Consider the following 13,633-nt stretch of genomic DNA (forward strand, 5'->3'; position numbering starts at 1 on the left):
GGGCCATGGGGCGCGGTGGCTCCCGGGTCAGGGGGCGCCAGGGGAAAGGTGGGGATGTTCCTACCAGACGGCCACCGGCCGAGTCCCTTTGCGGCACCAGCTGTTTCCGTGCGGCGGCAAGATTGCGCCCGTTCCGGTGCCGCGAGGGGGCGCGCGCCGGGAGATGCCCCGCACCGGGCAAGCACTTCGCGCTGGGTGAAGTGAACGGTCTACGCTGCGGACGTCCAATCCCAGACGTCGCGAGGGACCGGCCCGCGACGCATTTCCCGGACCACACCCCATGCAACGCATTAGCGCTGTCGCCCTGTCCTCGCTGCTGGCCGTTTCACTCTGCGCATGTGATGACCCCGTGGAGCCAGGGGACCCTGATTCGGGAACGCCGGATGCCGGGCAGCCCGACGGAGGCGACGCGGGAGCCGGGGACGGAGGCACGTTCCTCTCCGAGGTGCCGCTCTGGCAGGTGGAGCACGACCCCGCGCACGCCACCGGCTGCTTCGGCCGCTCCATCGCGCTGGGCGACGTGAATGGCGATGGCCAGAAGGACCTGGTCGTCGCCGCGCCTCCGTGCCTCTCGCTCACGAGAGACCCCGGCCGGGTGTCGCTCTTCGCGGGCGAGGCGCCGTACTTCTCCACGCAGGGCGTGACGGCGGTGATGGACTGGCGCAACGCGAACTCGCGGACCAATGGCACCCGGATGACGGTGAGCACGGGCGACGTGGACGGGGATGACTCCGCGGACGTGCTCGTCTCCGGCCAGTACGGCGCGCTCGTCTTCAAGGGCCAGACGGACCTGGCCAGTGTCTTCACCGAGCCCGCGTTCGTGGTGCCCGGCGGCGGCGTGTACAACAACGCCGTCTTCGCGGACGTCAACGGGGACGGCCTGGATGACGTGGTCAGCGTGAAGGGGCTGGCGCTGTCCGTCTTCCTGGCCACGCCCGGCGCGCCGGGAGGGCCCTTCACCCTGGTGGAGCGCACGGAGCCGCTCTACACCGGCGCTGTCTATCGCGCGGGCGACGTGGACGGGGATGGCGCACAGGACCTCCTGCTATTGGATTCGATGGGAGACGTCTATTCGCTGCTCCATGGCTGCAAGGCCGGCAGCTCCGGGCCGTGTGACGGCGGGCTCGCGGCGCAACCCTTCTGGACGGTGGACAGCCGGACGCTGAGCCTCTTCCCAGACGTGAATGGGGACGGGGTGCCAGAGCGCTTCACGGGGCCGGGCGGTGGCACGGTGCGGCTCCACCTGTCGGAGGCGGGCGGCGGCTATGCCTCCGCGCCCACGTGGACCGCCATGGGTGACCCCGTCTTCGCGAACTTCGGTGCCACCATCACCGCGGTAGGGGACGTGGACGGGGATGGGCAGCGCCAGGACTTCGTCGCGGGCTCCGAGGGGAGGCTGTACTTCTATTCGCCGGCGGAGGGGGTGTCCTCGGCGCTGAGCCCCGTGTGGTCCTGGCCGCGGGCGGACGCCCTGCCGCAGGGGTACGAAGGCTTCCACCGCTTCACCGTCATCGCGCCGGGAGACCTGAACGGCGACCGCTTCGATGACCTGGTGGCGGGCGTTGCGCCTTCGCCAGGGCTCGTCGACGGGCCGGGGGGCCGGGTCGTCATCTTCGGCGGTGGCCAGGTGCCCGCGGAGCCGGCCACGGCGCCGCACCTGCCGCCCGTGGCGGGCTGTGGCCTGACGCTGGACCCGGCGCACGGCAAGCCGGACCTCTCCGTGGACGCGGACGTGCTGGCCCGCACGCTGTACGTGGAGCGCCGCACCTTCGCCGCGGACTCCTGTGAGATGTTGGAGGGCTGCGTGCCCGCGCCCGGTGAGCGGCGCCTGCTGCGCTTCAGCACCTCCATCCAGAACCTGGGCGCGGCGGCGGCCTCGGTGCCCAACATGGACGAGCGGCCGGACCTCTACGTCTGGGACGAGTGCCACGGCCACGAACACCTCACCAACTTCGCCCAGTACGTGCTGCGGGACGCGCAGGGCAACGAGGTCGTGGAGGGCCGCAAGCAGGGCTTCTATCTGGTCGACTACCAGCGCCAGTGCGATGACGCGGCGCCCTTCCACTTCCCGCTGGACCGAATGAGCATCTCCGCCGGCTGGGCGGACATCTACGTCGCCGACATCCCCTGCCAGTGGATTGACATCACCGACCTGACGGACGGCACGTACTCCCTGCGCGTGGGCGTGGATGAGCAGGACATCATCGAGGAAGCGGACGTGCTCCCCAACGAGGCCATCCTGAACGTCCGCATCCAGGGCGATTCCGTGACCGTGGTCCCATAATCATGAGGCCCGGGACACCGTGCCGCCGTCCTGGCGCGGTGTCCCAGCGGCCTTCCGTTCCCACCTCGCGTGGAGGCCAGGGGCGGCCACACGGGTGCATGCCGGGGGTGGGGGCCGGCACGTCCTGGGAGTGGGACACCTACACTGGCGGGCCGAGGACGGCCTCGCGCGGGGTCTCAGACGGATTTCCAGCACACTGGATTTGCACCGAGGGAATGTCGCATGCAATCACCCGTTCCGAGGCCCGTACCAACCAGCGCGACGTGCAACGCAGCGGAGAGAATCTGACGTGAGCATCCGGGTCGATGTGTGGGAGGGGGCGCGCATCGCGCTGTTCTCGCTCCGTTCCAACCGCCTGCGGACCGTGCTGACGACGGTGGGCATTGGCGTGGGCGTGTGCACGCTGCTGGCCATTGTCGGCATCATCCAGGGCATCAACCGCTCCTTCGAGGACCAGCTTTCGAGCATTGGCGCCAACACGCTCCAAATCTCGAAGTTCCCCTGGACGCTCAACGGCGACTGGTGGTCGTACCGCAACCGCAAGGACCTGAGCGCGGACCTGGTGCCGCCCATCATCAACGCGTCCGAGCACGTGCTGGCCGCGGCGCCGCTCTTCTTCGAGCGCGTGGAGGGCCGCTTCCTGGACCGCAAAATCGGCTCGGTGCTGCTGGTGGGCACCACGCCGGACTACGCCACGGTGGGCTCGTTCACCCTGGAGCGGGGCCGCTTCCTCACCCACGCGGACGTGGACAACCGGGCGCAGGTGGCCGTCATCGGCGCGGAGCTCGTGCGCTCGCTCTTCCCCGGAGTGAATCCGGTGGGGCAGCGCATCCTCTTCGAGGGCAAGCCCTTCCGCGTGGTGGGAACCCTGGAGGCCAAGGGCACCATCCTGGGAGAGAACCAGGACCTGGTGGTGATGGTGCCCTCCGGCACCTTCCTGGCGCACTTCGGCAAGAAGCGCTCACCCAACATCGCCGTGGCCCTCACGTCGCCGGAGCATGCGCCAGCGGTGGTGGACAAGCTCACCGCGGTGCTCCGCCGGGAGCGCAACACGCCGCCGGGACTGCCGGACGACTTCGCCATCAACCGGCCGGACCAACTGGCCAGCATGTACGCGCAGCTCACCGGGGCGCTCTATGGCGCGGCCATGGGCGTGGGCCTCATCACGCTGCTGGTGGGCGGCATCGGCATCATGAACATCATGCTGGTGTCGGTGCGCGAGCGGACGCGGGAGATTGGCGTGCGCCGGGCGCTGGGGGCCCGCAAGCGCACCATCATCCTCCAGTTCCTGATGGAGGCCTCCTGCGTGTCCGCCCTGGGCGGCACCCTGGGGACGGTGGTGGGCCTGGGACTGGCGCGCATCGTGTCCTTGATTACGCCGCTGGCAGCGGCGGTGGAGCCGCTGACGGTAGTGGCTGGCGTGGGGTTCGCGGCGATGGTGGGGCTGCTGTTCGGCATCTGGCCGGCGGCGCGGGCGGCGAACCTGGACCCGGTGGAAGCGCTTCGCCACGAGTGACGGACGGGAGACGGCGGCGATGATGGCAATCTGGGACACCCTGCGGCTGGCGTTCGGAACGTTCCGTTCCAACCTGCTGCGCTCCTTCCTGACGCTGCTGGGCATCGTCATTGGCGCCACCACGGTGGTGTCGATGATGGGGCTCATCGAGGGCCTGCGCATCCAGGTGAACGAGAGCATGTCCGAGCTGGGCTCCGACTGCTTCCAGGTGCAGCGGCTGCCCTTCGGCGGAAACCTGTCCCTGGCGGAGCTGGCGCGGCGGCCCCGGCTGAACGAGGGCGACCTGGAGGCCATCCGGCTGCAGCCGTCGGTGTTGCTGGCGGCGGCGGAGGACTCCAAGGGTGGACAGAAGGTGTCCACGCAGCAGCGCGAGTCGCGCCCCAATGTGACCATCTGGGCCGGCACGCCGGAGTACTTCCAGACGAACTCGGTGGTGGTGGAGTACGGGCGGCCCTTCACGGACGCGGAGTACCTGGATGGCCGCCGCGTGGCGGTGATTGGCCAGGACCTGGCGGACACGTTGTTCCCGGGCGTGCAGCCTCTGGGGCAGAACATCCGCATCCTGGGGCGCAGCTTCCAGGTGATTGGCACGCTCAAGCGCCGCGGCAGCTTCATGGGCGGAGGCAGCCAGGACAACCAGGTGATGATGCCGCTGTCCGTCTACAAGGCGCTGTTCGGGGTGCGCAACTACCGGGTGAGCGTCCAGGCCCAGTCGGCGGAGATGCTCCAGCGCGCGCAGGACGAGGTGACGCTGCTGATGCGGCGGCGCCACAACCTGAAGCCGCTGGAGGAGGATGACTTCTTCGTGTTCTCCAACGAGAGCGCCACGGAGATGTTCAACAACATCTCGAAGGTGATTTCCGCGGCCAGCTTCGGCGTGTGCATGCTGTCGCTGCTGGTGGGCGGCATCGGCATCCTGAACATCATGCTGGTGGCGGTGACGGAGCGCACCCGGGAGATTGGCATCCGCAAGGCGCTGGGCGCGAAGAAGCGCCGCATCCTCGCGCAGTTCGCCATCGAGGCGGTGGTGCTGTCGCTGGTGGGTGGCGCGTTGGGCGTGGGCCTGGGCATGGGCCTGGCGCAGCTGGCGAAGTGGATGGTGGGGCTGCCCGCGCAGGTGCCGGCCTGGGCGGTGATGCTGTCGCTGGGCATGAGCAGCGGCGTGGGCCTGCTGTTTGGCATCTACCCGGCCGCGCGCGCCGCGAAGCTGGACCCCGTGGAGGCCATGCGGACGGACTGACGCCACGCCAGTGCCGCAGGGTGGCTGGGAATGAAACGGGGCCTCCTCCGCGCGGTGCGGAAGAGGCCCCAGGTGTTTCAGCACGTATGTCCGGGGATTACGGACACGGGGTGCCGCAAATCAACTCACCGGTGATGGGGTGCTTGTAGCAGGGCGGCTGGCAGTCATCGGCGACGGCGGTGGCCGGCGTCATGGTGATTCCCAGGCCCAGCACGGCGGCAGCGGCGGTGAGGACGACGGCGATACGGAGGTGCTTGCGAGCAGTCATTGCGGTCTCTCCAACAGCGGTGTCCGTACAGCGCGGCGGAGTGTGGAGCCCGGGTCTGACAATCACAATGCCCCACGTGTCACACGCACTGCGTCTGAGACTGCAAGGACTTGGGCGGTGCACAACGCGTGCGTGTGGAAACAGACGCAGCAGAACTATCGCGTGTGTCCGTCTGGGCGAGGTCCGCCGCCTGCCCATTGATAGCCCAACGTCGCGCCCACGCCGATGAATCCCAGGCCGATGAGCTGACGGCCGCCCTTCAAGCGGGCGCTGGGCTTGGACAGCTTCACCAGGGCTTCGTGGACGATGACGGCCAGCAGCGTGCCCAGGGCCGCGCCGCCGAGCGCGCCCAGGTAGGCGCGGCCTGGATGGTGACTCTCGCCAAAGGCGAGCTCGCCCAAGCCCCACGTCCCGAGCGCCGTCAGCGGCGGTGTCAGCACGAAGCCGCCGCCGAAGGCCACGGTCTCCAGCTCCATCCACCGCCCCGGGCTGGGCGCCGCGGGACGGAAGAAGAGGAGCCGCGAGGGGATGGCGCCCAGGAGCATTCCCGCCGCCGTCTCCGCCGCGGTGGCACCCACGCGCGTGTCCCCGCCCACGCGGCTGGCGCCCCAGACGCCGGCTGCGGGAAGCAGCGCGAGCCCGCCGTGCGCCACCCATGCGCCCTTGGGGAGCGGGACGTCCTCCGGTTCGATGTACGTGGGCACGGCTGCTTTTTCCGGTGAAGGGGCGGCGGGCGTGTCCAGGTACCTGGAGCGTGCTTCAGAAGGTGGCGTGTCGCGCAGCGGTGCGTCCGCGGCCGCCGCGTGACTCACGGCGGACAGCAGGCAGCCCAGCAGCAGCGTGCACGCGGTGATGGGGCGTCGGAGTGAGGGCACGTTGGGCATGGCGACACGCGGTGTGTCCCGAAGGTGCGCACGCGGGGCAGTGGCTTCCACCCTCACGGTGGAGATGTGCCCACCGCGCGTCTCGGGGTGTCTTGCGTGAGACATCGGCAGGTGCGCCGCGGGCCATGGGCGCTTAGTTTCCGGCGGTGAAGCTCGCCTGGCTCGTGCCCGTGGTGTTGATTGCCGCCGGGTGCCACGCTCCCAATCACCGGCATGACCTGCGCCTGCGCGCGTTGCCGGGGAGCAGCCCGGAGGCGCGCTCGCTCGCGTTCTTCCAGTCATTGGGCGTGGCGCTGGTGCCGGGCCACCGCGTGGAGTTGGTGGAGAACGGCTTCATCTTCGACGCCATCGAGGAGGAGATTCTCGCCGCGCGCACCAGCATCCACATCACCAGCTACATCTGGCGGCCCGGTGAGCCGTCGGACCGGCTGGTGCGGGCGCTGGCGGCGCGGCGGCCTGGGGTGGCGTGCCGCGTGCTCGTGGACCCATTGGGCAGCGTCAACTTCGAAGCGGTGATTCCCGCGCTGGCGGCCAGCGGCTGTGACGCGCGCTACTTCCGGCCCATCCAAGGCGACTTCGTGGCCCTGGATGCGGTCCGCCTGAGGGCGCGGAACCACCGGAAGATGGTGGTGCGGGATGGCGAGGTGGGCATCACCGGTGGCTGGGGCATCTGGAAGAGCTGGATGGGCAATGCGCAGAGCGCGGATTATTGGCGCGACATGAACATCCGCGTGGAGGGCCCGGCCGTGCGGGAGATGCAGGTCGCCTTCGCGCAGAACTGGCAGGAGGCGGGTGGAGACTTCCTGCCGGCGACGGACTTCCCGGAGCCTCGCTACGCGGGGGATGCGCGCGCGGGCTTCGTGGCCAGCACGGACAACCGCTTCCTGTCGGACGCGCGGCGGATGACGCTGCTCACCATCGCGGCGGCGAAGGAGCGGCTCTGGATTGCGAACTCCTACTTCATTCCCTCCGACGCCATCAGTGACATGTTGCTGGAGAAGGTGAAGCAAGGCGTGGACGTGCGGGTGCTGGTGCCCGGGCGGCACCATGACGTGGGGCCGGTGCACGCGGCGCAGCGGGCGTCCTATGCGCGCTTGCTGGAGGGCGGCGTGCGCATCTGGGAGTACGAGCTGTCGATGATGCATTCCAAGACGATGCTCGTGGATGACTCCCTGTCCGTCGTGGGCTCCACCAACATGGACCCGCTGGCGTTGACGACGCTGGAGGAGTGCTCGGTGGTGGTGGAGGACCCCACGCTGGCGGCACAGCTCGCCGCATCTTTTGAGAAAGACTTACGCCACTCGCGAGAAATCCACTGGAGCGGGTGGAAGCGGCGCGGGCTCTTGCAGAAGCTGGGCGAGCGGCTGCCGTGGTTCATCGGCAACTATCTCTGACGCAGCAGTGCAGGGCTGGATGATAGAAACCGGGCATGGCTCGTGCCCGTCCAACATCGCCCCGTTGCCCTCGCTGTCATGCGCCCATCGTCCTCGAGGAAGGCCGGGTGCTCTACACCTGTGGCTACTGCAACGCCTCCATCGACACGCAGGGCGAGAAGGCGCCGCGTCCCGAGTACCAGGCACCGGCCGTGACGGGGACGGGAGCGAACACGGCGGCCCTGGTGGTGGGGGGCATCGTGTCGCTCTGTTTCATGGCGGGGCTCGTGGCCTTCCTGAGCTTCAGCTCCGCCACGGAGTCCACCGACGGGCCCACCCCCACGAGCGTCCCGGGGCTGTCTCCCGTCGTCGCTGTGCCGCCACCCGTGGCGGAGAAGAAGGCGAAGTTCCAATGGAACTCCCAGGGTGTTCCCCTCGCCGTGGACCTCAACGGCGACGGAACGGCCGACATCATCGGCCGTATCCGTCGCCACAGTTCCGTTCCCGGAAAGACGGAGACGCGCGACCAGGTTGCCGCGTTCGATGGGAAGTCGTTCGAGCTGCTCTGGGAAGCGGACCTCGAGGGGACGGCCTCGGACTTGTCCGGCGCGGTGCACGTCGTTCACCAGGGTGACCGCGTGGTGATGAGTGAGCCGGGCGCGGTGCACCTCCTCGAGCCGAAGACGGGCAAGCCGCTCGGGCGGGTGGCGCTCTCGGACAAGCCCAACAGACTCTGCATCCCGAAGGACGACACCGAGTCCGTCTGGGTCGAGGTGGTCGATGGGCAGAACCTCTCGTTCAACACGAAGACGGCGACCGCCCGGCCCGCCATCGAGCCTCCGCCCCCCTGCGCGCCGGTCAAATGGAACCACCAGCTCTGTTTCGTTCCGGTGTTCAGGAAGAGTCCCGTCCCTTGTGTGCGCCCGCGCAACCTTCCCGCCGTTCCGGGATTCCAGGCGGAGCACGTCTACAAGCTCGAGGATCTGGACGTCGCGATGGGTGAACGGAGTCCTGGGAGCCGGGTGCCCATGGTGGCGGTGTTCCGGCGGGGCGAGAAGGCCGCGCTGTGGACGGAGAACGTCGCGGACATGGACCCCAGGAACGTGAAGGAGTCCACGGTGGACGTCGTCGACTTCTCCGAGGACGCGCTCTTCATGGTCTACGCGTTGAAGGAGGGCGGGGAGCAGCTCGTTCGTAGGGACCTGCTGACGGGGCGCGTGGGATGGGACGTCCCCATCCCCAACTCCAAGAGCGGCTCGGGGGTGTCCCAGATCAGGGTGCACGGTGGGCGCGTCTATGTCCCTCATTGGGTGTGGCTGGATGTCTTCGACGCGAAGACGGGCAACCTGATTGGCACCCTGGGCACGTGGTGACGCCGACGCAGTGTCGGCCTGCTCGCAGACATGAGCGGGGCTGGCCGGGGTGAAATCGCGCGGGCGCGCGGCCGGCCGTAGAGTTCCGGGCCATGGACACCCGGCATGTCGTAGAGCGGGCCCTCGTTCGCGAGGCGCGGCCCGAGGATGACGCGGTGGTGGGGGAGTTGTTGGTGGAGGCCTTCCTCACCCAGTACGCGAAGAAGCTCCCGGACGTCGTCTATGGCGACGAGCGCAAGCGAGAGCTGCGGGACGTCGCGTCCCGGCGCAAGGTGGCCACCGTGCTGGTGGCCGAGTTGGACGGACAGGTGGTGGGCACTGTCGCGCTCTTCAAGCCCGGCGCCCCTGGCTCCGAGGCCTGGCTGCCCAACGCCGCCGACCTGCGCGGCCTGGCCACCGCCGTGAGCCACCATGGCACCGGGCTGGCCCAGCCCCTGCTGGACGCCGCCGAGGCCCGGGCTCGCGAGTGGGGCGTGGACGCCGTGTGCCTCCACGTCCGCAGGGGCGCGGAGGGCGTGGGGCGCATGTACCAGCGGCGCGGCTTCGTGCGCGAACCCGTGGGCGACATGGACCTGCCCACGGTGTTCCTCGAAGGCTACGTGCTGCGCTTCAAGAAGGACTGACTTCAGCCGCGCAGCGGCAGGGTGAAGGCGAGCTGGAAGCGCGTGCCCGCGTGCTCCGGGCGGACGGTGGCGGTGACGTGCACGCCGCGGCCGTTGTCCGTGGCCACCAACTGGCCGCGCAGCTGCCCGTTCTCCGTGGCGCCCCGGAAGAGGAACACCTCCGCGGCCTGCGAGAAGATGGCGTCCACGTCGTCGCCGCCGGTGCCCGCGGGCAGCTGGTCCCGCACCCAGGTGGCGAAGCGCACGATGCGCCCGGTGAGGAGCTGCGCGGGCAGCGGCACCGCGTAGCCTCCGCCGAACACCATGGGCGCGGCGGCCAGCAGCACCGCGTCCGCGTTGCGTCCGCTGCCCAGGCCCAGGATGCCGCGCTCCTCCAGCCGCGCCTGCGCCCGGATGGGGAGGAAGTGCTCGGTGGGAATGCTCAGCCCGGTATCGCGGCCGGTGGGCAGCTCCCACATGGCCGGCGCCTTCAGGCCGCCCTGCTGGCCCATGATGCGCGCGAAGGCGCTGGTGTCCCGGAAGCTGGCCGCCAGCATCGCCGCCACCGCCAGCGCGGGGCTGGTGAAGCTCACGCGCTTGGCCATGCCGCGACCCTCGCTGGCCACCACCGCGCGGTTGATGACGGCGCACAGCCAGCGCGCGGACTCGTCCTGGCGCAGCTCCGTCCAGGCCTCGGAGGCGTGCTCGCGCTCCTCCTCCAGCGCTACGGCCAGCTCCGCGTGCGCCACGCCCAGGAGCGGCGCGGACACGGCGGCCACCACCGGGAGCTGAGCGCGCTCGCCCATCGCCGCGAGCTTGCCCAGGAGGGCGACGTCGTCGGTGGCATCCACGATGAAGACGGCGTCAGGGCGCTCGAAGGGCTCGGCGCCTAGCGCGCCCTGCACGGCGTCCAGCAGCCCGGCGCGCGCCACGTCCAGCACCTCCACGGAGATGCCCGAGGACGCGGGCACCTGGTCCAGCAGCCACTTGAGGCCGCGCCACGCGGACTCCAGGTGGGCCACGGGTTCGGCGCCGAGCAGGTCCTTCGCCGTGAGGAGCAGCGCTTCCTCCACCAGGTCCCGGGCCGTCTGCCGGGTGGCGGCCTCCGGTGTGACGACGGGCGCGGGCGTGGCGGGCACGCGCGGATTGATGGCGCGCAGGAAGGCATCCACCGCGCGAGACGCGGCGGCGGGCGTGCTCGCGTCGGCGCGGCTGAGGAGCGTCTCCACCAGGTCCTCGCCGGATTCGGTGGGAGCGGCCGGCGCGGTGGGGGCGGGCGGCGTGGAGGCCGCGCGCAGGGCCTCGGCTATCGCGTCCGGCAGGCGGCCCGGGCCGGTGACGGTGGCCACGCGCGTGGCGGCCTCGTCGGGCGTCAGCGTGCGCAGCGGGTCGGACGTGGACAGTGATTCGTGCAGGTGCTGCAGGGCGCGCAGCTCCGGGACGCGGGTGATGACGTCCGCGTAGCTGAAGGCGCGCAGCCGGTCGAAGGACAGCTCGACGGTGCGCGTGTCACCCGCGCCCAGCCGGTCCGCCACGGTGACGCGGAGCCCGCTGGCGGCGCGCGTGAGCTCATCCCCGAAGGTGTTCACCGTGAGCGGGAAGCGCCGACCCGAGGGGGACGGGGAGAAGGCACCCACCACCAGCCAGCGCACGCGCGCGCTTTCGGCACTGCTTCCGTTCTGGCTCATGTCCCGCATCCCCTCCACGACGAGAAGGCCGCTACGTTAGCGCGCCAGCATGTCGGCACGGCTGCCGGACGGAGCCTGGTGACTGCGACCACCGCCCCTGGCGGCAGTCGCCAGGGGCCAGGGCCTCACGGGACGCGGGCGCTCCAGGGACTCAAGCGAAATCAGGGACTTGGCGGGTGCACGAGGGTTCCCGACGGTTGACACACCTGCTGCTACTGGTGCGTGGGGCGCCTACAGCAGCCCTCCAACCCGCTTCCCCATGCGCCTCTCTCCTCTCAGCGGCTCAGCTCCTTCCGCCGTCCGATCCCCGGCTCAGGATGTCTTCCGTCGCCCGGCCTTCCGCGTCGCTGTCGGGGCCCTGGGGGGCCTCGGCCCGGAAGCCGTGGGATGCAGGGGACAGGGGGGCGTTTGCGCGAACTACACCGGTGTGAACTTCACGCCGGTAGCCTTCGCACGCTCCAAAGCCTGCTTGATGTCCTCGGAGACGATGAGGGCGATGGACCAGCCCCAAGTGCGGAACACCTGGGCGTTGCCAACCTGGGCGAGGTCGACGCGCATGCCGTAGACATCCCGGTACTGCCCCACCTTCTCGGGCCGCCCATCCTCCGGGCGCCAGTAAAGGACCTCTTCCGATGCTGCGTCGTCGATGCAGCGAATGAGCTTCGTGGCCACCAGGATGAAACACGGGTCCAGGTGGTCTCGGATGTCCACGGGGAGGAGCTGCACGTCCTCGGGAGCCATCTCCAGGAAGATGTTGGCCACGCTGGCGCTGACCACGGGAGTGCTGAAGCCCGCGAGAGAAAAATCAAGGGCCTTGCCCGGCTCCTCGATAGGAACCGTGAATCGCTGGCTCACCTCCACGGGATGGCCCTCCCGGAACATCCAAGGGTCGTCTACTTCGTGACCTTGCGCATCTCCGGGGTGGCCCAACTCCCAACGGCCCGGAATGGAAACGTTGTCGGCGAGCTGGAAGTACCTCTTGGCCATCATGGCGCCTCGGTATCACTCGGTTCGAGTGAGGAGCTTGTTCAAGCCGGAGCCCGGGGCGGCGGCTTCCTTGGCAAGTTGTCTGAGTTCGTTGACCAAGGCCTCCCGGCACTCGGTCATCTTCCGGCAGCCTTTCGTCGCTTCCTCCAGGCGTGCGTAGACCCGCTCATGATACCTCTGGGGATGGGGGCCCTTGTGGCCCTTTACGGGCACGATGTTCTCAGGGTCTTCCAGCTTCATCCCGGCCTTCTTGAAGATTCTTTTGAACCGGGGCGTCCAGGGCCCGCCGCGCACGGTGGAGACGCCGTTCTTGTTCGTCGCGAGGTGGTGGTTTTCGGGGCGGCCGCCGCTCATGCCTTGGGTCGCCATGGCGACCGCGTTGGGCGCCAGTGCGACAGTGAAGCCCTCGGCTGTCATCGCCACCGACTGCACGCTTCCGATAGTCAAGTACTGATAGCCCGCCTGCGTCTCCACCGCGAGCGCAGCCTGCGCCGAGCCCGGCAGTCTCGAGGACTGCGCCGCCAGGCCCGCCGTATGGCTTATCGCCGCCGTGGCCAGCATGACGAAGACGCGCGCCGCGTTCTCCCCGAGCACTTCGCCGTACGCCTCGCCCGCCTCTCCGAGTTGCTCGAAGGTGGTGGCCCGGTCCACTTCGCGCACCAGCGCCATCCACCCGTCCAGAATGCGCCACACGGTATCCACGCCCAGGTAGGCAATGGCCGAGGCCGTCAGCAGGGCGGCCAGTCCCTTGCTCACGGGCTCGGGTAGCGACCAGAGGAGCAGGTACATGCTGACCGACGCACTCACCGTCGCCAGCAGCGCCTGTGGGTCGGTCATGTCCTCCAGCGCTTCTGCAGTCTCTTCCCACACCGAGTCCATGGCGATGGCCATGGCCAGCGAGTACTTGCCGTCGCTGGCCAGCAGCGGGCCATCTGACAACAGGCGCAGGCAGTCACCGGGCTGCGATTTGCGCTCGCACCAGCGGCCATAGGCGCGCGTCAGTTCGTCATCCGCGTAGACTTCCAGGAGACGCGGACCGCCTGGGTCCTTCTCTTCGTCCTGGGGGATGAGCCGGGGGCCGCGCCCCTCGTACAGGTACACGCCGCTTCGCTCGGGAACGCCGAAGAGTCGGCGGGCCTCTCGCAGGGGATTGGCGAAGGGCCGCACACCCTGGGCGAGCGCCACCATGGTCTCCTCGAATTCATCGTCGGCCAGTTCCACGGGCCCGTCGCCGTCCTCCGCGAAGGGCGTGTGGACGATGGGAGGCCCGTCTCCAGTGTCCAGGCGCACGAGTCGCGTGGTCGAACAGCCTGTGACGGCAAGCGCCAGCACCAGCCAGATGACCGCATGCGCTCTCATCCAAGTCCTCCGGTTCCGGGGCGCGCTCCTGCGAGACAAGGCCAGGAATACAAGAGGAG

Annotated in this window: 11 protein-coding genes; 6 read left to right on the top strand and 5 right to left on the bottom strand. The window is 69.5% G+C overall.

The annotated features are described in order from the left end of the window. Nucleotides 1-280 precede the first annotated feature (280 nt). The 3 genes from FMP39_RS02015 (at nt 281) to FMP39_RS02025 (ending at nt 5,040) form a co-directional block, all read left to right on the top strand. On the top strand, nt 281-2,284 hold the full coding sequence (locus FMP39_RS02015) for a lysyl oxidase family protein (protein WP_228557564.1): 2,004 nt from the start codon (nt 281-283) through the stop codon (nt 2,282-2,284). A gap of 289 nt (nt 2,285-2,573) precedes the next feature. Further along, a complete protein-coding gene (locus FMP39_RS02020) occupies nt 2,574-3,800 on the top strand; it encodes an ABC transporter permease (protein ID WP_141588346.1) in 1,227 nt (408 codons plus the stop codon). 19 nt (nt 3,801-3,819) lie between these two features. Beyond that, a complete protein-coding gene (locus FMP39_RS02025) occupies nt 3,820-5,040 on the top strand; it encodes an ABC transporter permease (protein ID WP_141588347.1) in 1,221 nt (406 codons plus the stop codon). Nucleotides 5,041-5,137: 97 nt separating this feature from the next. Here FMP39_RS02025 and FMP39_RS37285 read toward each other — a convergent pair whose 3' ends face one another. Both FMP39_RS37285 and FMP39_RS02030 read right to left on the bottom strand, forming a co-directional pair. Then, nucleotides 5,138-5,308, bottom strand: coding sequence for a hypothetical protein (locus FMP39_RS37285; RefSeq protein WP_194858196.1), 171 nt, complete (start codon nt 5,306-5,308; stop codon nt 5,138-5,140). 155 nt (nt 5,309-5,463) lie between these two features. Then, nucleotides 5,464-6,192 (bottom strand): hypothetical protein, encoded by a 729-nt coding sequence (locus FMP39_RS02030; RefSeq protein WP_228557565.1) that lies wholly within the window; start codon nt 6,190-6,192, stop codon nt 5,464-5,466. A gap of 146 nt (nt 6,193-6,338) precedes the next feature. On the opposite strand from FMP39_RS02030, the gene FMP39_RS02035 reads away from it, so the two are divergent. The 3 genes from FMP39_RS02035 (at nt 6,339) to FMP39_RS02045 (ending at nt 9,561) form a co-directional block, all read left to right on the top strand. Beyond that, on the top strand, nt 6,339-7,586 hold the full coding sequence (locus tag FMP39_RS02035) for a phosphatidylserine/phosphatidylglycerophosphate/cardiolipin synthase family protein (protein ID WP_141588349.1): 1,248 nt from the start codon (nt 6,339-6,341) through the stop codon (nt 7,584-7,586). A gap of 35 nt (nt 7,587-7,621) precedes the next feature. Next, entirely contained in the window at nt 7,622-8,938 is a 1,317-nt protein-coding gene (locus FMP39_RS02040) for a PQQ-binding-like beta-propeller repeat protein (protein WP_141588350.1), read from the top strand. A 92-nt stretch (nt 8,939-9,030) separates the two neighbouring features. Next, nucleotides 9,031-9,561, top strand: a complete 531-nt coding sequence (locus tag FMP39_RS02045) for a GNAT family N-acetyltransferase (protein ID WP_141588351.1) — start codon at nt 9,031-9,033, stop codon at nt 9,559-9,561. Between the two features lie 2 nt (nt 9,562-9,563). On the opposite strand, the gene FMP39_RS02050 is transcribed toward FMP39_RS02045, so the two are convergent. The 3 genes from FMP39_RS02050 to FMP39_RS02065 all read right to left on the bottom strand — a co-directional run bounded on the left by FMP39_RS02050 (nt 9,564) and on the right by FMP39_RS02065 (nt 13,574). Next, the gene (locus tag FMP39_RS02050; protein WP_228557566.1) at nt 9,564-11,228 is read right to left on the bottom strand and encodes a type VI secretion system contractile sheath large subunit; all 1,665 of its coding nucleotides are present in this window, start codon (nt 11,226-11,228) and stop codon (nt 9,564-9,566) included. A gap of 417 nt (nt 11,229-11,645) precedes the next feature. Further along, nucleotides 11,646-12,218, bottom strand: coding sequence for a DUF1629 domain-containing protein (locus tag FMP39_RS02060; protein WP_141588353.1), 573 nt, complete (start codon nt 12,216-12,218; stop codon nt 11,646-11,648). Between the two features lie 12 nt (nt 12,219-12,230). After that, nucleotides 12,231-13,574, bottom strand: a complete 1,344-nt coding sequence (locus FMP39_RS02065) for an AHH domain-containing protein (RefSeq protein WP_141588354.1) — start codon at nt 13,572-13,574, stop codon at nt 12,231-12,233. Between the last annotated feature and the right edge of the window lie 59 nt (nt 13,575-13,633).

Origin of the sequence: Myxococcus sp. AB056 (assembly GCF_006547365.1) — a bacterium.
GTDB lineage: Bacteria > Myxococcota > Myxococcia > Myxococcales > Myxococcaceae > Myxococcus > Myxococcus virescens.